The sequence below is a fragment of the Bifidobacterium oedipodis genome (assembly GCF_012932425.1).
GTDB classification, from domain to species: domain Bacteria; phylum Actinomycetota; class Actinomycetes; order Actinomycetales; family Bifidobacteriaceae; genus Bifidobacterium; species Bifidobacterium oedipodis.
Window position 1 is genome coordinate 358,815 of record NZ_JAAIII010000002.1, and the last position, 20,990, is coordinate 379,804.

The 20,990-nt window shown below is 58.5% G+C and carries 7 protein-coding genes; 3 read left to right on the top strand and 4 right to left on the bottom strand.

Annotation, left to right across the window (positions count from 1 at the left end; all coding sequences use genetic code 11):
* Positions 1–129: 129 nt before the first annotated feature.
* Entirely contained in the window at positions 130–2,403 is a 2,274-nt protein-coding gene (locus G1C95_RS04750) for a glycoside hydrolase family 2 protein (protein WP_169171797.1), read from the bottom strand.
* 146 nt (positions 2,404–2,549) lie between these two features.
* Here G1C95_RS04750 and G1C95_RS04755 point away from each other — a divergent pair, with 146 nt between their 5' ends.
* The gene (locus tag G1C95_RS04755; protein WP_169171798.1) at positions 2,550–3,560 is read left to right on the top strand and encodes a LacI family DNA-binding transcriptional regulator; all 1,011 of its coding nucleotides are present in this window, start codon (positions 2,550–2,552) and stop codon (positions 3,558–3,560) included.
* A 39-nt stretch (positions 3,561–3,599) separates the two neighbouring features.
* Here G1C95_RS04755 and G1C95_RS04760 read toward each other — a convergent pair whose 3' ends face one another.
* The 3 genes from G1C95_RS04760 to G1C95_RS04770 form a co-directional block, all read right to left on the bottom strand.
* Positions 3,600–4,913 (bottom strand): MFS transporter, encoded by a 1,314-nt coding sequence (locus tag G1C95_RS04760; protein WP_169171799.1) that lies wholly within the window; start codon positions 4,911–4,913, stop codon positions 3,600–3,602.
* 146 nt (positions 4,914–5,059) lie between these two features.
* On the bottom strand, positions 5,060–9,064 hold the full coding sequence (locus G1C95_RS04765) for an ATP-dependent DNA helicase (RefSeq protein WP_169171800.1): 4,005 nt from the start codon (positions 9,062–9,064) through the stop codon (positions 5,060–5,062).
* Positions 9,061–13,539 carry a PD-(D/E)XK nuclease family protein gene (locus G1C95_RS04770; protein WP_169171862.1) on the bottom strand — a complete coding sequence of 1,493 codons (4,479 nt, stop codon included), beginning with the start codon at positions 13,537–13,539 and terminating at the stop codon, positions 9,061–9,063. Before G1C95_RS04770 ends, G1C95_RS04765 begins: the two co-directional genes overlap by 4 nt.
* Before the next feature lie 129 nt (positions 13,540–13,668).
* Between G1C95_RS04770 and G1C95_RS04775 the strand changes: the two genes are divergently transcribed.
* Complete coding sequence (locus G1C95_RS04775; protein ID WP_169171801.1) at positions 13,669–14,994, top strand: serine/threonine-protein kinase; 1,326 nt, start codon at positions 13,669–13,671, stop codon at positions 14,992–14,994.
* Between the two features lie 71 nt (positions 14,995–15,065).
* Positions 15,066–20,939 (top strand): fibronectin type III domain-containing protein, encoded by a 5,874-nt coding sequence (locus tag G1C95_RS04780; protein WP_169171802.1) that lies wholly within the window; start codon positions 15,066–15,068, stop codon positions 20,937–20,939.
* Positions 20,940–20,990 lie beyond the last annotated feature (51 nt).

Consider the following 20,990-nt stretch of genomic DNA (forward strand, 5'->3'; position numbering starts at 1 on the left):
TCCTATAGATATTGCAAGCCGGCACGCGCAACTGATCATTGTCACGCCAGAAATGCCGGTAATACGCGACCGAAGAGGCGGGCATGGATGCGTTCCATGCGTTCCAGCCCGCCTTGGTGCGTTGAAAAGCTACTTAGCGATACGCTGAAGCTGCTGATTTACATAGGCAAGTTTGCCATCGAGATCCTCGACGTTGCCCATCATGCCGCCTTTGGCGAATATCTGTTCGACACGCTGATTGCCAAGCACACCCAACATCGATGCCTTAACACGCATGCCGCTCATGCTGCTGGCAGCATTGGACAGTATCTCAGCCGCTTCAGGAACTGTGATAACGTCCTTGACCATATCCTTGATCGACCAGTGCGTCGGATCGATTACATCGATACCGCCGACTGCGTCAACATCCACATCATCGAACCAGTTGGTCACGCCTGCGCCTTCCGGATCAACGTAGGTATACGGTGCCCATGGCTCGGCCACCTTTTCAAAGGAGGTGGAATCCGACAGACCGTCTCCAGCGGTAGCACAGATACGGGTGAACCCTTCATGCAGGGGCACATGCTCGAACACGAACACATGGTTGGCCTTTTGCGTGCCGAATACGACACCGTCCACGCTCAACGTCACTTCAGGCTGGTTAGAGTACACCTTCACCGTAATCTCGTCGGTGGCGCGCTTAGCATATCGTTTGGAGGCGATGTGAATCATCGGCTCGCAGGACCAATGGGCTTGATAGACATAGAAGGAATCCTTGTAGATCTTGCGATCCATTGTCACCAATCCCTTGTTGTTTCGACCCTTGACACCGCCTTCGTTGCGTGCATCGCAGCCGAAATCGAACATGTTCCACACATGTGTGCCCCACAGCCAGGGACGTTCGTCGATGATGTCGGCCATATGCTCGTGATACAGCGCCTGGTATTCCTCGCTGTAGTCGCCGCACTGCGGATCGTCAGTGTGATAGGAAATGATGCCCTCACAACCGTATTCGGATAGGCCGAACGAACGGTCAGGGTGCATGGCATGGAACTTATCCACCCACTTCTCATTGTCCTGCATTGTGCCGCCATACCAGCCAAAGTAGTGGTTGTAGCTCAGAATATCGGTGATCTGGTTATGCTCGCTATCCATCGGCGTGCTTGACACCTGCGCCATAGTGGTCACGCGCGTGGGGTCGAGCTTGTGAGCCAGTTCATTGAGCTCACGAAGGTTGGCGACCAACTGCGGGCTGTCGCCGCCGATAAGGATCTCATTGGAGATGCCCCACATAAGAATCGAAGCATGGTTGAAACTTTGCACGATGAGCTCGGTCATCTGATGCAGACAGTCCTGATGAGCAGCCGGGTCGGGATTCATGCGCGAGATAAACGGAATTTCCGCCCATACCACGAATCCAAGTCGATCGCATACATCATAGAATTGCTGCGACTGCTGGTAGTGAGCCAGTCGGATGGTATTCGCCCCCAACTGCTTCATGATCATCGCGTCTTCAATATGGTCTTCCAGGCTCAACGCATTGCCCTTGCCCAGACGATCCTGGTGACGGGAGACGCCGCGCAGCGGCGTGAGCTTACCGTTGAGGAAGAATCCCTTGGCCGGGTCGAAACGATATTCGCGCACACCATGCATGATTGCGATCTCATCAACGACCTCGTTATGCCTCAGGATGGAAGCGGTGACAGTATACAAGTAGGGATCTTCGACGCCCTGCCACAGATGAGCGTTCGGAATTGCCAATTCCATGCGCACGCGGTCAGCAGCCGGCATGGTGGCGGCAGCCACAGCAACGCCTTCCTCGTCAGTGATCTCGACATACACCTGATCGCCTTCAGCCGAATCGCTGACCCACGCGCGAACATCAAGCACAGCGGTGCCGTTGTCGACGGTGGAAGAAACCGTAACCCCCGGGCCGGCATAGTAATCCAGGTCAAAGTGGGTGGAGTCTACGGTAATGAGCTTAACCGGCCGGTACAGGCCTCCATAGAACGTGAAATCAGCCATCTGAGGATAGATATCGGAACGTTCCGTATTATCGACCTTTACCGCAAGTACGTTCTCGCCACCGAGCAATGCGGAAGTGATATTCGCACGGAACGCACCGTAGGCACCGATATGTTCGGCCACCTTGCATCCGTTCAGGTACACCTCGGCGGCAGTGGCCGCACCTTCGAACTCCAAATAGGTCTGGGTCCCCTCAACGGTTTCGGGCAGCACCAGCTTGGTCACGTACCAGCAGGCACCACGCCAGTAATCGGCACCGCCGTCCTGGCCATCGATCGCGTTCCAAGTATGAGGAACAGTTACGGCAGACCAGCCCTCGCCCGGCTCATATGCGGGCGTCCCCTCTACGGGTTGTTTGGTGAACAGCCAGCCATCGGACAGTGTGGTGATGGTTCGCATGGCAATCCTTCCTTCATTGGTGTGTTGTGCGTCGGCTTCGATGTCGCCGCACGGCGTGTTCATCACCATACGTCCGGTTTTTCAGCCACTGGTTTTGTTTCACAACGTTTCACTATGGGCAAGGCTTGGGTCTAGTGTTAAGCGACATGGGCAAAGTGACGATCAGGGATGTGGCAAGTGCTGCCGGCGTCTCCCCTGCAACCGTGTCCCGTGCGTTGACGCAACCGGGGAAGGTGGCGCTCGAAACTGCAATCAAGGTGCGCAAAGCTGCAGATGCGCTAGGCTATCAGCCACGCGTCGAGTATGACGATGCTTTTGATGCCGCCCTCACCGGTGAAATTGGCGCTCTGGTGCCCGATTTGCAATATCCGATTTTCGCCGATTATGTCCGAGGCATACAGCAGGAGTGCGATGCTCGCGGCTTTGGCTTAACGATTAATGTCACTGGCAACAATGCAGCCGGAGAACGCGCGTCAGCCGACCGCTGTTTACGCCGCGTGGATGGACTGGTTATCGTTGCCTCACGCATGCCTGATTCGGCCGTACGCAAAACCGCGCAGTCCAAGCCCGTGGTGGTAACGAATCGTCTCGTGCGCGGTGTGCAATCCGTAGTGATCGACGATCGGCATAGTATCAGCGAAGCAATCGCACGGCTGCGGCGATATGGCCATCGTACGATCGGTTATGCCGCTGGCTTGCCTTCATACTGGCAGAATGGTCTGCGCTGGCAAGCCTTGCTTACAGCAAGCCAGAGCGAGGGGATACGGCTGCATCGTCTGGATTTCCCATTCACAAGCGACCAGTCTTTTTATCCAGCCATCGTTACCCGTGCGCTGGAATTGGGCATTACGGCCATCGTCGCCTATAACGATCTTATTGCCGGTATCATCATCGATGACATACGGCGGCGTGGCCGCACTGTGCCGGGGAATATGTCGGTGATGGGTTTTGACAATATTCCGCTCGGCCAAGTGGCTGATCCTCATTTGGCCACAACCGCCGTGGATCTTGCGCAAGTGGGGCGCGCGGCGGCAACCAAGCTCATCGACCGCATATTGCATACGTCCAATGGCAGCATTGAGCCGGTAGTCATCGCCTCTCGATTTATCGATGGCCCAAGTATCGGCCCAGCACCCGCACCTTCTGCAAACGATTGACATTCTCGCCGATCACATTTATCGGCAAGGACTGTGAACTCAACGTTGCCTGCGCGCCAGCGACCAGCCGATCAGGGCGAGCGGCACGGCGGCAAGCGTGAAGGCCCACGGCAGCATCATGCCGATGTGCGGGTTTGCAGCGTCAAGCACAATGCCGGCGACGGACGAGCCGATGGATGTGCCCACCGTGCTGGCTGTGCTCACCCAGCTCAGGCCTTCGGTCAGGCTTTCGGCCGGCACCAGATCCTTAACGATGAGGTTGCCGGTGGTGAACAGCGGCGAGACGCACAGGCCGGCGAGGATTTCCACTACACCCAGGGCGATCAGATTGTCCATCGTCAGGCGGAATCCCACAAAGCCGACGGTTAGCAAGCACAGGAACATCACCATATGAGCCCAGTGGGAGCCTTTGAGTTGGCGAGAGCCGAAAATAACCGCGCCAATGCAGGAGCCGACCGCAAACATGGCGAGCTGGACACCCAGGAATGTTTCGAGACCCATCGCCTTCATCGTGGCGGTAATCGACACATCGAACGAGGTGAAGCTCATGTTGAACACGAGGAACACCACCAGCAGCGGCAGCACACCGCCATACAGCAGCGCCGACTTGGGTTTGGCCGTGCCTTTGAGCTGGCGGACGGTGAACTGGTCGGCCTGCTCGCGATTATTGTGCGCCTCGCCGGGCTCGGCGCTGGCAACTTCGACGCGTTCCACCAGGGCATCCGGCTGGGTGGATTTGAGCGAGAAGAAAATCGCACCTCCGATGCCACAGGCCAGGGTCGGCACGAAGAGCTGGCTGACCGGATGCACCGACGTGGCAAGCCATGCGGCCAGAATCGGACCCAAGATAAACACGACTTCATCGATGGCCGCTTCCATCGCATAGGCCGTGTTGAGCAACAACTGCCCATCATCCACGCGACGCAATGCATACGCCCAGCGGGTGCGCACCAGCGCGCCGAACGAGAATTGTGTTAGTCCCATCACGATTGCCAGCACGAACAGCAGCGGAATCGGCACCAACATCAGCGCGCCGAAGGCGAAGGCCAACATGGCCACCACCTGCACGGCAAGCGCGACGCGGCCCACGCGAGCCTGGCCGAAGCGGTCGAACAGACGCGCGTACAGCGGGGTCACGCAGGAGAGAGCAAACACGTATGCAGCGCTCATCGTGCCAGCGATGGTCCAATTGTCGTACAGATGGTTGAGCGCCAATACGATGCCTAGGCTCATCATGGAAATCGGCAGTCGTGCCACCGCGGCAGAAAAGCAGAATGCTCGGGTTCCTGACAGTGAGAACAGTCTGGCGTAGGGGGAATGGGTGCCGTTGGCTTGCGAAACGTCTGCAGTCATGGCTGCGCTTTGTCTCCTTGTGTTGTTGCGGGTGCATGTGTGCCCGCCCACACATGCCAGACGAGGGTAGCGGTCTCCGTCCGTTGACGTTTCGCGGCGCGTTTTACATCCGGTCGCCCAACCCAACCTGCATGGTTGTGACGGGCTTAGTCGTCATCGGATTGTTCCGGAATCCCGTAGCTCAACTCGGCAAGGATTTCCTGTTGTGTTTTCGCGCGTGCTCTCAGCTCGCGCAAGCCTTCATCAGGCTCACTGACATAGTAGAGAGTGGCGTCGATAGCGTCCAACGGCACTGCTTCGATTGCCGACAGCAGCAGTCGATACATGTCCAGCTGGGCGAGTTTGCGCTCGATGTCAGCCGGTGCAACTGGTCGTTTGCCGGTTTTCCAATCGACTATGGTGTATTGCTTGCTCGCGCCGTTATGCGCACTGTTGCCGTGCGTGCTATCTGTATTGGCAGACGGTTCGTTCTCGTCCAGTCCTCCACGGAATACAGCGTCGAATTTGCCGTTGACCAGGCCTACGCCCGGCACATCCACCACCACCGAGCGCTCGGCCCATACCGGTGCGCGCTGGCCCCAATGCGAATGGGCCAGACGCCGGCACCAAGTATCGAGTTGGTCACGCTCCCCTATGGCTTCGTCGTTGGCATTATTCCCAGGCTTACTCTCGGCGTTGGCATGTTCGAGGCCGGCTATCAAAATCTCACGGGTGAGAGTGCCGCCTTCGGATTCGGCACCCAGTGCCGGAGCGTCAGAAATACCAGCGTTGATGAAGCGTTCGGCCCAATCATGGAATCGTGTGCCGATGGCAGCTGCCGGCGACGACACGCGAGGGATGGGGCGCACAATGCCACGCCAATAGGCGCGTTCTTCACGCTCGTTCAGTCCACCCACGCGCGCTTGCAAACCAGTGACGTTTTGACGTGAGGCCGCGAGAATGCGCTGTGCCTTGGCTTTGACTGCCTCATCCAGGGCTGCTCCTTCTAGCATGTCGCCCATGAGATTGTCATCATCGGCCACCAGCTGGGCACGTTGCAGCAACGGCCCAGTCGGCTGATCGTCGCGTGGCCCGTTCGAGGCTGTTGAGGCCCGCGCAATGGCGTCGCTGACGGCCTGGGCTCCTGATGTCAGGCGTTCGCGCGCTTGAGCACTGAGTTCTGCCGGCCATGCGAGGTCAAGCAGGTCATCGCTCGCCTTCAGAGGCGTGGACCATGCTGCGCCCACCACTTGATCGCAGTATTCGCGGGCCCTCTCCCCGGCGAAGAATCCCTCAGGAGGGGCGATGGGGTTGCCATCGGTATCGACCAGTGCAGGGGCGTCCAGCGATTCGACGCATTCATGCGCCCACACGGTATCGGGGCGCGCATGCAGCGCGTCATGCACTTCCTGCCAGAAATTGGAGGCCTTTGCACTGCCTTTTTTACCTGTGGCGGATGCGGGGGCTCGCCCCGGCACGTTGGCCCGGCTGTAGGTCAGCAACACGTCGTTGCGTGCGCGGGTGAGGGCCACGTAGGCCAGTCGGCGTTCGTCGGCATGCAATCGCCGGCCGTATTCCTCACGCTGCGTCAGATACCATCCTTCCGGATCCACTTCATCCACGCCGTCGCCGACCTCACGCATGGAACCGAATACTTCATCATCGATGAGTTCCACATCATCCAGGGCATTCAGCGCGGCTATGGGATCGCCGTCAGGGTCGGCGTCATGGGGAAAGCGCGGCAGGATGCCGGCATCGACGCGCATAGGCACTGGCACGGCGGTTGGATTGGTCAGCCAAGTGTTTGCCTGATCATGGTATTCAGGTGCCTGCCATTGCCCATCCTGCATGCCGCCTGGATGGTTGTCGTCCAGTACCACCTTGAGGTGATCACCCTGATCGCTGGGGAACACACCAGCCGTCATACCGACTACGGCCACGGCGTCCCATTCCAATCCCTTGGATTGGTGAACGCTCATCAATTCCACATCCACGGGAGCATCGGGCAGTGAAGCTGCCTCGTCTTTAACCGTCGCCAAATGCCCCACCCATGCCATGAATCCACGCAGGGTGGGCGTCTGATCGATGGCAATTTCACGTGTATAGGTATCGACCAAATCCACCACTGTTTCCATTGACATACGCGCCAATGTGGGGTTTGCCGGCCTGCTCGGGTTGCGCAATGCGTCGCCCAGCACCACGTCGATGTCCAAGTCCAAGGCCTCAATAGCGGTACGCACCACCTCATGCAGCGGTCTGCCCACAGCGGCACGTACCTGTCGCACCGCTGCCGCACCGCGCAGCGCGGCAGCACGCCCCTCAGCGCTTAACGCGCCCAGCAAACTCGCGAGGTCATCACGCAGCAACACATCAGACAGAAACACCGCGTTGGCCACGGTATGTTCGCGCAAGATGGATGCCCATTCGTTTCTGGGAGCGTCCGCATCGGCCAGTCCGGCTTCAACCAGCGCCGCGAACCGTTGCTCAGTGTTCAGATTTTCGGCGATATGCGCCAGTGCGCTTAGGTCAGCGGAGCTCATGCCGTATCGCGGTGTGGCCAGCAATCGCATCAGCGAACCAGAGTCGGTGTGATCGGCTGCCACGCGCAACAGTGCCAGCATGTCGCGGATTTCCGGGCGTTCCAACAATGCAGAATAGCCGACGACGAATGTGGTCAGACCGGCTTCTTCCAACGCATCCTGATATTCAGCCATATGCGTTTTGGAACGAAACAGCACAGCCACCGGCGCTTCGGTTTGCTGCTCCCCCGACTGTCGCCGCTGTTGTGCCTGTTCGACGGCTGCAATGCAGAAACGCACCACACCGTCAATCTCTTGGCCGCTGGTATCGTATCCCAGCACCCCCAAGGTACCTGTCGCTTTGCCTGGCAAGGCATCCAGTCGGGCCACATCCACTTCGCGCATCAACGAACTGGATGGACGCGAGGGAGTCATGCGCAACGGCTGAGTCAAATCGTTGGCAGCTTCGAGCACGATGGTCGTATTGCGTCGGGTGACAGACAGCGGGAACGGTTTGGAATCCGCCGGCATGCCGAAATCCTTTTGGAACATGCGGAATGCTCCGGGGCTGGCACCACGCCATGCGTAAATCGACTGGAAGGGGTCGCCCACGGCGTTGACGGAGGATCGTTCGGATGCGCTCGTGTGGAATATCGCCGCCAGCAGCGCGGCCTGTGTGGTGGAGGTGTCCTGATATTCGTCCAACAGCACGTGGCTGTAGCGGCGGCGCAGGCGTGCGGAAATCGAGGGGAATCGTTCGACCAGCTGATAGGCCGCCACCGTAAAATCAGAGAATTCCGCCATATTCAGGCTTCGTTTGGCGGCAACATATGCTTCGACCAGTTGCAGCAGCACCTCGCGTTTGCGCGCGACATTCAGCAATTCGCCGCAACGGTAGACGCATAAGGCGTGCAATTGCGCGGCTCTGGCATCCAGTTTGGCCTGCCAGTCGGCATCGCTGTCTTTTTTGTAACGCTTGGGCTTGGAGATTTTCGGCTCATCCTCAGGCATGCTTTCCTGCGCCAGCACCGTGTCAAGCTGGTTGATAAAGGCTTGATCCCACTGGCGCACGCGATCGATGGCTTCGTCGAAACCGGTGCAGCCCGAGCCGATCATGGCGCTGCCTATGGCATTCGACAAATCCAGCACACACTGCGCCAAGCTGGAAAAGGCACCGAAATCCTCGGAAAAAGCCAGATCCATATGCTCATCGATAACATCGGTGGCAAGTTGCAAGGCACCGGCCTCACTCAGCGGCTGGGTGTTCTGGTCGAAGCCGACCAGCAGTCCATATTGGCGCACGATGGTCTGGAAGAATGCGTCATAGGTAAAGATGGCAGGTTTGAGAAATGCTCGATCGCCTGCCAACTCGCCGGTGTTCGCGCCCAAACCCTTGCCTGCGCCCGGGCCCATATTACTGCCTGTACCAGCGACTGCCGCCGATACGCGTTCGAGCAGTTCGCCTGCGGCTTTGCGTGTGAAAGTCAGGCCGAGAATGCGCTCGGGGGGTACGCCCTGATTGATGAGCGCGATGATGCGCTGCGTCATCGTAAAGGTTTTGCCGGAGCCGGCACCGGCCACCACCAGCACATCGGATTGTGCCGGGGCACCGATAATGGCGGCCTGTTCCGGGCTTGGTGTGAACGTGCTCATGCTTGCCTCGTTTCGAATACGGTGTCGATTTGTCCGCCGCAGGCCGGGCAGACCTGCGATATTTGCCGTTTGCTGCAACCTTTGACGTGCACGGCGGTTGGATGCGCTGTCAGCGTTGCGGATCGGCTGGCTGCGGCCGCATAGAATACGCGGGCGATCATTGTCAACGACCATAGGGTTTGCGTGCCGGCGAGCGCGGCGAACTGCTGCCACGCTTGTGCGCTCACTCCCTCCGGCACGTTGTTGGCGTCGGGCACGGGCATGTCGAACAGACTGTCCGGATTCTTGTATCGAAAACGCGCGGTAAACGCCTGTGCATTCAGGGTACCGTCCGTAAACAGCGGTGGCTGGAAGAGGCTTTCCGTCTCCCAGCTGGTCGCTGGCGCGGCGTGCTCTGCTACGTGGAACAGCGCGCTTTGGCCAATGTTGGGCGCTTTGGCGAGCGCCTGCGCTCCCCTAGGCTTGCCTTCGGGGAAGGTGAGTCCGAGTTGGTAGCACACCAGCTGCAAATCGTTGACGATCTGGGGTACGGTCGGGGTTTTGCCAGTTTTGTAGTCGATCAGGCGCATGTTGCTGCGCCCGTCAGCAAGCACGCGCTTTTCTAGGCGATCGATGCGGCCGGACAGTCGCACTTCCAGATCGTCGCTCATGCCTTCGGGCCAGCCTGATACCAATGTGGCCATAATGCGGCTTAACTGCGCTTTGTCGATTGGCTGCATGCCTGGCACGGCATTATAGGCAGCAAGGATGTCGTCCAGGGAGAAGCGTGCGGCGAATTCCTTTTCACATTCGGCTTCGACCAGTGTGCCGATGGCGAAGTTGGCGGCGTTTTTGCCCAGATAGACGTCGGGCTGTGTGGAGGTGACGAAATAGTCGGCGATATTGGCTAGCACATCCTTCGCGGATTCGTCCTTGCGGATGGCCGCGTATCGCTGCGGAGCGTCAGCGATGGCCGTTGGATCGGGGCGAAGGCTCTGATAGATGTCATACAGACGTTCTGCAACCGCGTCACATCGCTGATCTTGCGTGGCAGAAGCATCGAGTCCTAATGCGCTGAGCGTTTGCGGAGCGTCATCGAGGCGATCGAGGCCTTCTTCGCTGCCGCGCCGCGCAATCTCGTGGATGAGCGTACCGAAGTTGGCATTTACTGAACTGGGGCTGGGGCCGGCGAAGCGATGTTCCAACAGCCAGCACACTGGGCATGCCCATAGGCCGTCCACAGCCGAGGGTGACAGGGTGACCACGGGCGCTTGAGTGTTGGCTGCAGTCGGCTCCGATGCGGATGCCGGAGATACTGCGAACGCTGAGGTCGGCGTCGGATCTGATGAGCTGTGGGCCGGTACATCGGCGGATACTGTGCCGACAGACACCGTGCTGTCAAGTGCTGTGTTGTCAGACAGCTCGCTGTCAGACGGCGTAATGCCGACGAAACTCCACGACTCGGGATTGGCTGCCCTCAATCCGCGATTGGCCAGCAAGGCCAGCGCAGCAGCCGCATCATGGGCTTCAGGAGAGCTGGGATCGGCCGTAGCCAGCGCAACGCGCGAAGCTGCAACCAGCCCGCGGGGATCGGCGTCCAAGCCGGATAGGTTCGGCTGCCCTTGGCTATGTGGGGTGCCGACCGTGGTGAATCCTCCTTGGCGTTCCAAAGCGCTTCTATCACGCGGATAACACTCCGGCATATAGCCGAACAGGAAATCCGATGGGCTGGCGTCATCGTTCCATACGGCGCTCATGGTGGCACCGCGCCGCGCGCGGGTTAGAGCCACCAACAGGCTTTTCTTCTCACTGGCTAATACGGAGGCCAGGCGAGGGTCTCGCACGGAAGCGTCGATTTGGCGACCGATACTGCCGTGGAGCACCAGTTCAGCCAAATCCTCACCACCGAACATGGTGGTGCGTTCGGCCAGATTTGGCCATACATCCTGTTGTACGGCGGGCAGCCATACGTACTCCCAGTGTCTGCCGGCCGCGCCCGCAGGCGTGGTGAGGGTTACAGCGTCTTCCACCGGGCCGATATGCGCCAGCGAATCGGCTTGCATCTGCATGCCGCGCACCTGTTCAATAAACGCGTCGATATCTTGACCGGCGGCGTTGTCTTCAGCGAACTGGAATAGGCGCATGGCCACATCCAAACGATCATTCGCCGCACGGGAAGCCGGCGTATTGCCCAACGCCGCACGCTGCCAGACCGGTGCGACACCAGTGGCGTTCCAAGCAGCCGACAGCGCATACAGCGGTGTCCGGCGTTGTTCGGTAGGCAGGGCTGCAAGATCGGAGCGCACCGCATCCACCAGATGCCACAGGTTCGCAAAGGCCCGATACTGCGGATCTGTGCCCAAAACCGCGCCGACAGTATGCAACGCGGCTTGCGCCGGCGCAGCCGGGTCATCAAAGCCAAGCATCGCATAGATCGCATCCGCACCGAATGCCAAATCGTTCGAATCCTGCGCTTCCATCAGCGCATCGTCCACCTGCACCGACTGTAACGAAGACGACGGTGATGACGGCGACTGTGCCGGCGAATCTACCGATGCGGCATAATCGCCTTCAGCTTGTTCCGGCAAGTGACCGAGAGATGTTTCACGACCTGTTTCACAATGCGTTTCACGGAATGTTTCACACAAAGTTGCCCATGCTGACATTACCGAGGCCAGCCCCGACTCCCCCAGCGTGGCAGCCTGGCTTGCTTCAGCGTCACCGCCCCTACGGGCTTGTTCCATCACCGGCGCCAGCGATTCCAGAGCCTCCATCGCCGCATCGATTGGCGCCAAGCGCGCCGGCATTCCCTGCCCCGGTTTGGCACCGGTCGTAATCAGCGGGCTGTTCATCAGCGTGGAGACGCGCGAACGCACCCATCCCGCAACGGAAGACAACCCCATGCGGCTGCCGGCGATTCCATGCTCACGAAGGCGCGCCAAATCAATCAGCGCAAATAATCCCTGAACGAAGGATTCGTCCTTCAGAGGGCGAGTGACCGATGAATACCGCACCGGCACGCCATCCCGGCGCAAACGTTCGCCGAACAGGCGCACGGTGGTGTTGTCGTGGGCGATTACCGCCATATCGTTCCAGCGCATGCCACGATCCAGATGGGCGCGTTTGATGCGCCAGACCACATCGTCCAGCTCCTCGCGCGCCGAACGGTACAGCAGAGTGCGTAAGGTATCGTCGTCGGCGAGCGCCGCTCCCCCCTGCTCACTCGACAGCGCAGCGGTGAGTTTGCCCGGACGGCGAGCGATGGGCAAATCCTCTTCTTCGGGGGATGGTATGGACAACGAAATACGGGAGGCAAGCACGTCGAGCGCTTTGATTTCACCTTCGGCAGGCTGCAAGTCAGTGAGTTGCGCATCAGCAGTCTTGATATCAGCAGCCTTAGCATCGGCGACCTTGGCATCGGCGGGCCGAGCATCAACACCCCCAGCCAATCCGTCCCAAGCGACGGCCTGCAATGGCCCGGTGATGAATCGTCGCATCAGATATTCGGGGTAGGAGCCGCGGAAGGTCTGTACAGCTTCGTCTGGATTACCGATCAGTACGATGCGATGCACGCCCGCACGTTTCAGCGATTCAAGAAAACGCAGTCCAGCCAGCGTAATGTCTTGCACATCATCCACAACCAGCAGTTGCGGCAGTATCCGCTTCCCCCTCTGCGGCCCATCCGCCAACGTGTCAACGGCCCGAGCGCCGGCCACCATCAAGTAAGAGGCATCCAAACGGTATTCGCCCGGATATTGCCGAATTTGGGCTGCGATGTATTCCTGTCTCAGAACGAAGGCCAAACGCCATTGCACGCGCAGCCTCCAATCATCGTCCACGTGTGCCAGCAGCCCCGCCTCATCATCTTTGCCGACGCCCAACTCGTCGAGACGGGCCAGCATATCGCGCAACTGATCGATGAATGCGCCGGAAATTCCTCGTGCAAACGCTTCATCGCTGGTGGTTCCCGCGACTTCATCACTCTGCTCAGCTGCCCCGTATGCAAGGTGAGCGTCAGGCGCGGAGGCGTCACGCACCAGACGCGCCCAGTCGCGTTGGGCGAAGTATTCACGTAGCAAATCGCAGGTGGCGCACTCATCACCGACCGCCGCATGCTTCACATGCACGGCCATGACGCGCCGCAACAGTGCATCCTGTTCGGCACCGTTGAGCAGTCGTGGTGCCGGTTGCTCGGATTGGGCGCGGCTTGCGGCGATGATACGGAAGGCCACCGCCCCTAGCGTGGTGACCGGGCGGGCCTGGGAGGAGGCGCCCCATTCGCGAATCAACCGATTGCTCAACACATCGGCGGCCACACGCCCGGAAACGGTCATCACCGTATTGTCGCCGTAGCGTTTGCGGCCTTCCAACACCAGGTTCAGGGCAAGCTCGGTTTTGCCGGAGCATGCTGGCCCCACCACCAGCCTTGTCGCGCCATCGCGCTCGATATCGTCCAGCAGAATGCCGGAGCATGTCTGTATATCCCCATGCCTCATCATGAGTTCCAGACTAGTCCACCCACCCGGGCGCACAACATGCCGAGCGTCCAAGCAGGCTGTGGCATACGACGTATTCTTGATACCACAGGGAACAACAACGGGGATGACGCAACGAAAGGCCGGCACATGACCAGCTCGTTGACACGCCTCCCACCACCGCCGCTGAACGGCTATATTGCCATGCGCCAGCTGGGTCGTGGTGCCAGTTCTACGGTATTCCTGTATCGCCAGTGCGATCCGGCTCGCTTGGTTGCCATCAAAATCAGCAATCAGGCACTTTGTCAGGAATCCTTTGCCCAGATGCAGCATGAGATTGACATTATGCAGCGGCTGGCCGATCACCCATATATGCTGCCGTTGTATGATGCCGGACTGTGCCAAGGCCGCGGATATATCATCACCGCCTACGCTCCCCACGGCACATGCGACAAGCTGATGCGCACACGCAGCGCAACTGTGGACCAAGTATTGGATCTTGGCATCAAAACGGCCAGCGCATTGCAGTGGGCCCACCAATCGCATATCGTCCACCGCGACATCAAACCCAGCAATATTCTGCTTATTGGCGAGCGGCAGCCGGCATTAGGTGATTTCGGCATCGCAGCCGACACCTATGATCGCACGGACACCGGCTTCTCACTGCCTTGGGCCGCCCCCGAAGTGGTGTCGCATCGCTCCACCGGCTCCGAAGCCTGCGACATCTACTCGCTGGGTGCCACACTGTATGCTCTGCTGGCGGGCCAATCGCCATTCCAACATGGCTATCAGCCGACCACACAGCAGGAACTGGCTAGATTGATCGTCGACAAGCCGCTGCCCGCATTGAGGCGCGAGGATGTCGGCATGGATATCGAACGGACACTGGCCACGGCACTGCACAAGGATCCGGGGCAACGGTTTCATTCCGTTACGGCTTTCGCACGTGCGCTGCAAGATCTGCAATCGCGGCATGGCTATGCGGTCACGCCGATAAGTATGCCAAGAACGCCGGCCTATGGTGCTTCGCAGCAGTCTGAACGGCAAGTCTTGCACGTTCATGAATCAAAAAGACAGGGATCCCTCAGCGCACGCGGCATGGTCCGCGCACCAAGCTCGTCACAGGATGCTAAAGACAGCACATACGAGGCGGCCGATACAGCCAGCGCAGCTGACGCCACCAACACAGCTCAGGCAGCCAAAACAGCCAATGATGGTGCCGAGCGCCGTATTTCGTCTGCTTCGCACAGACGAATACACGCATACATAGTTGGCGCCATCATCATCGTGGTGTCAGCGGCGGTTCTGGGATTCGGCGCTGCGCATATCGATCTATGGCCAAGTCGCCACACAGTGCACACGCCTGCGCCAGAAGATGAGTTCGCGCCATCGCGTCAGCGAGACACGGTATTGGAAACCGCCGACGCGCCGAGAAAAGCCATGGTACGTCACGTATTGCACCTGGACGAACGGTAGCGCTTCTTCCAGCCCTTACACTGGAAAGTGGGGAAACATCGACGATCGGAACTCGCCTCTAGGGAGTTCAGATGGTCACGCAACGTCGGGCGCATCGCCGCAGCCCACGTCACAACAGGCGGCAGTGGATTGTGCCTGCATTGGCGCTGGCACTGATGATTGCGTTGGCGTGTGCTGCCATGCTGGTCAGTGTCATCACTCGCAATCATGTCGCTTTGGATGACGGCACTGTTTGGATTACCTCACTGGCCAACGGCAAAGCCGCACGATTCAATGTGCGCAACCGGCAGACGGACGCCACCATATCCTCATCCGCCTCACGATTCGATATTCTGCAGCATGGCGCGGGCACTGTGCTCATCGAACCGAACAAGGCATCATCCATTAAGGCTTCCACTGTGGCATTCGATGGGGAAAGCAGTCTGTCGAACGGTATCAGCTGTGCGATGGGAGGCACGACCATTGCCTGTATCAACCCACGTTCCGGCAATGTGTGGACTGGAACTGTCGACGCGATGGAAACCATGTCTCCTTCCCGCGATGCCCCGCGTATTCGGCTCGGCGATGACGGGCGTATTGCGGTAACCCATACCGGTCACGTGTATGGATATCGGCCAGCCGATGGCACAGTGCTGCTGGTTGATGGGCACCGAGTCCGTTCAACCACGACCATTGCCTCGTTGAGCAACGGGAATCGGCAACCGGCTGATAGTTTCACTGTAGTATCAGGCACGCCCGCCATCACTTCCGGCAATGAGATTATCCTCGCATCCGGGCGTCTGAGCATAGATACCCAAGACAGTTTGGTATTGCAAAATCCGCCGATTGACGACATGCAATCCGGTTGGCTGGCCGCAGTCTCGTCACAAGGGGTGGCAGTGGTTGACCTTGCACGGCCTGCAACGCCCACTATCGAGTTTCTGTTGTCCGGGCATTCGGCCGATCCGGCTCAGCCGGTTTCCGCCAATGGATGCGTGCATGCGGCTTTCAGCCAATCGGCACATAACTACATCCGGCTCTGCTCGCCTGACATTCACGAGGCGTCGTTTCAGACCTTGAAGTCCATCACGCCCACCAGCGCATTGGTGTTTCGTGCCAACCATCGGCAAGTGGTACTCAATGATGTCACGGATGGTGATGTCTGGCATCCCGAAGAGAGCAGCGACACGATTGCGATCCAATGGAACCATACGCCCGACAATCAGGCGGATGACGGCAACGCGCAATCGGATTCCGCGCAAACCAGCGGCGAATTCGCGCAAACCTGCTCGCAGAGCAGTGCCCCAATCAGTGCCGAAGACGACGCCTTCGGCGTACGTTCAGGTAGCGCGCTTATTCTCGATGTTTTGCGCAACGACCAACAATCCGATTGTTCGGTGCTGCGTATTTCAGCTGTGGGAGCACCCAGCAACCCAGATGTTCGTATCATGCCGATCTATCATGGTCGCTATCTGCAAATGGATGCGTTCGCCGCCTCCAGCGGTGAGGTGCGGTTCACCTACGATATCACCGACGGCCGCGGGCAAAGCGATACAGCCAATGTAACGGTGACGTTGTCCAGCACCGGCAATCAGGCTCCGGCGCAGTTCGATATTCCCCCGGAAATCAGCGTGGAGCAGGCAGCTTCCGTCTCATACAATATTTTGGGAGGGTTCGCCGATCCGGATGGGGATGCGATGACCTTGGCGAGCGCCACTGTTCTCAACACCGATCAGGCACAGGTGTCTGTCAGGGCGGATGGAAAACTCACCTTTCATAGCGCAGCCATGACATCGGGGAGGGCAAGCGTACAAGTTGTGGTGTCCGATGGGCAGCTTACCGGCACGGGCATGGTGTATTTCACCGTCAAGCCGGCGGATACGTTACCCGCTTTGCTTGATCCGATATTGGTTGCCGCGCCGCCGAATACCGATGTCACGGTTGATCTGTCGGCTTATGTGCATGCGACTTCGGCGCAACAGGTGCAGTTGACTTCCGTATCGCCACCGGATGGTGTGACTGCCGACATGAAACAGGCTTCTATGACGATTACCGTGCGCGCCGCAAATCATGGAACTCACTATGTGGCCTACACCGTTGCACAAGGCACGATACCTGCCACTGGGTTGATTCGATTCGAAGCGCAGCCTTCATCAGGGCAAGCTGCCAAACCGGTGACGGCCAATGATGTGGCATTACTCGACGCGGATGGCAATGCGATTGTGGAACCTTTGTCTAATGATGTTGATCCGCTGGGCGGCGCGCTTGCTTTAGTGTCGGCAGATGTGCCGGCAGATTGCGCTATCAGGGTGGCCTTGGCCGAACGCAGGCGCGTGATTATTACTGCCAGGCAGCTGCCCGAACAACCTGTGACGTTAACCTACACGGCGGCCAATGCGGCAGGCAACACCACAGGTGTGATCGTGGTGCATCCGCCAGCACTTGTTGTGTCTGATAATGCTCTCCAGGCGCGTGACATCACGTTATCGGTACGTACCGGGGGCATTGTGTCGGCGGATGTGCTGGATTATGTTGCAGGCGATGACGTGCGTCTTGATTCGTCATTAAGCATTGATGAAACCCAATTCCGTGGTCTAGTGTTCGTCTCTGGCAATACCGTGCGCTATCAGGCCGGCGACGAAGCTGGCGTGTTCCGTGCCATATACACGGTGCGGGATGGTTATGGCAATACGTCGTCAGCCACCATTGAATTCAATGTCCATCAGCGTGATGCCGAGCACAAAACACCGCCGACGCCTCACCCCGTCACCGCCCAGGTGGCGGCTGGTTATACCGTGCGCATCGATATCCCGCTCACCGGCATCGACACGGATGGTGACGACGTTCAGCTGTTGGGATTGGGTAACATCGCGCCACAGCTCGGGCGTATCAGCGAAGTGGGGTCGGATTACCTGCTCTACGAGGCGTATCCCGATTCATCGGGAACGGATTCGTTCTCCTATGCCGTAGAGGATTGGGTCGGGCAGCGCGCGCAGGCAAATATCAGCGTCGCCGTGTTCCAATCCACTGCCAGCACTGGTCTTCTTGCTCGTGACGACACCGTCGAACTCAGGCCCAACACCACCGCTACCGTGCCGGTGTTGCAGAATGATATCTACCCGCAAGGCAGCAACGTCAGCCTTGCCAACCGGCTGGAAAGTCACGGAATCGACAAGGTGCGAGTGCAGGGCGACGCATTGGTGTTCGTCACGCCGGCTAACGCCGCCACCGCATATATCGTCTATTCGATCACCGATCAGGCCGGGCTGAGCGATCAGGCAACGCTTACTGTGAATGTCGTGCCGGATGCCATTATCGAGCCTCCTACCGCTCATGACTATCGTGTGCCGGCAGTCGCCACCATCGACAAAACATCGGTGGATGTGGATGTTTCGCCTTGGATAGCGAACCCTTCCGGCAGTCAGGACGAGCTTCAGGTCGAAATCCATCCCTCCGCGTCACTTGGTGCCCGAATCAACGACAGCAGCAATCCCACCATCATTACCGTGGATTTGGCCGAACAGGCCAGGGCCGTGCCCTATACGGTGACGAACACCACCTATGGTTTGTCATCCACCGCGTTCATTCACGTGCCAGCCTATGGAGTGTTCCCTCCAGTATTGCGTCCCAAAGCTCCGGCACTATTAGTTAATTCCCGCGATACCATCACCATCAATATCAACGATTATGTGCGTGTGGGTGCCGGTAAAACACCTTGTATCGAGCAGTCATCAGTGAGTGCCACCAAATCCGCCAATCTCGACTGGTATGTCAACGAAACCACGCTGCGATTCACTGCCGTCAACGATTATGCGGGCCCTGCTTCCATTACATTCACCGTGACTGATGCGCCGGCGCATACGCGCGGCAATGCAATCGTCAATACTGCGACCCTGAGTCTGCCAATCACGATTATCGGGCGTGTGATTCCCCCACCTATCTTCTCCAGTCCCATCATCGATGTGGAGGTTGGCAGCCGAGATGTCACCGTTGATCTTGCCGCACTCACCCGTGCTCCCGTCGGCGTATATGCGGATGAACGGCAGTATTCATATGAGACGGGCACACCAACATCAAGCCAAATTACCGTGGAGACCAAGAAGTCCGGTATGCTGCGTATTTCCTCCCGACCGGATGCCATCGCTGGCACCATGGTTTCCATTCCCATTGCTATTCATTACGGTGCACACACGCTCGACGCAGGATTAACGGTACGCATCGTGGCATCCAGTCAACCGCTGCCGCGCGTCGCGGCCAAATCCGTTCGCCTACAAGCAGGATCGCAGGAAACAGTAGACATACTGGAGGATGCGTTCAATCCCTTCGAAGATACACCGTTGACTGTCACGGGCTGCATAGCAGATGACAATGCCAGATTTACTGTGAACTGTCCATCCTCCGGGCGCATCACCATCAATGCCAAAGCCGATATCGGCGCTTCCGCAAACCGCATACTGGTTAATGTGCGTGATGCTACCGGCACCCAAGACAGGCAGGTTACCGGTATCATCACCGTAACCGTTATCGACAAGCCAGCCTCTCCCCTGCTGTCACCAGTAACCGAAGAACCGCAGAATTCGACAGTGACCTTACATTGGACTGCCGCTTCGTCCAATGGCAGTCCCATACTCGAATATCGAGTCGATTGGACCGGCTATGAGTCCGGCAGCCAATCCTGCGGCACTGCCACCTCATGCATCATCACCGGGCTGACCAATGGACAACGCTATACGTTCACTGTCACCGCCCGCAATGAGGTTGGGTGGTCTGCTCCATCTGCCGCCGTCATCGCCATGCCGGATGCCACACCGTCCGCCCCTACACAGGTGAGCATCACAGCAAGCCTGCTGACAGCCACGGTCAGCTGGCATGCGCCGACCGGCAATGCCAGCCTTGCGGATCTCTACGAGGTGACGCTCACCGGTGTCGGCGATACGCAAACGAAGCAGACCAGTGACACCAGTGCACGATTTGCTCTGAACAATACCGACATGCGTGATGGCATCACCGTGACAGCAACCGTACGCGCACGTAACCAAGTTGGCTGGAGTGCCGTATCTGTTCCTGCCGCACCAACACCGGTGTGGGGCAATCCTGAAGCACCAACGTTGAACGTAACCAACGACGACACGCTGGTCACCGTCACAGCTTCAGCCACCAATACCCGAAATGCCGGGTGTGAGAGCATCACTATCGAAGGCGAGCAGATACGGGACACTGTCGCCTGTGCTCGGGGCTCAACATCATTCACCATCGATGAGAGTCTGCTCAACACCGCTACCCTCACGTTCACAGCCCGTATGAATCCAAAGCGTGAAGCGACATCTCCTACCAGCAAACCGGTATCGTTCCGCCCCACATATGCCATCCAGTCACCAGGCAACGTGTATACCATCGGTTCAGGCAATACCTGCACTGTGCATTGGACCAAACGGGGGCGAGCGCAACAATTCATCGTCTCTGCGGACGGTTTCGACGGGCCAGTCACCGTGTCAGGCAACTCATACGGATTTGTTATGGCACCATGGTCCACCTGTACCGGCGGCGAAGTTACACAAGTGTTCAATGGCACCGCCAGCACGGCCATACGTGGAGGCCCGCGCAATGGCGCACCATACGTCTACAAGGTCACAGCCCATATCGTTTCGCCTTTAGCACTGACTTGGCATGAGACGAATCCGAACATCATCATCGTGGGAGGAGGCAGCGTCAATACTTATGGCCAGCCGGCAACCATACGCATCACCATCAACGGCAGGGCATTCGCCTGGCAAGGCTCCACGCTGGATGTTTCCGGCCTGCCCTTTGCGGAAGACGGCACGTATCGGTGGCAGGTCTCAGTCACAGGATCCGATCCTGCGCTGAACGCGGTTTCGGGAACCGGTGCCGTCGCCGGAACTCGATATGTGCCGGAACCTGTTACGCCACCTGAAGAAGGAGACCCCGATGAATCCGAAACCGAATAATGGCATGCCGTTATCCGATATCGCGTTGTCGTCTGATGCCACTCGGTTATC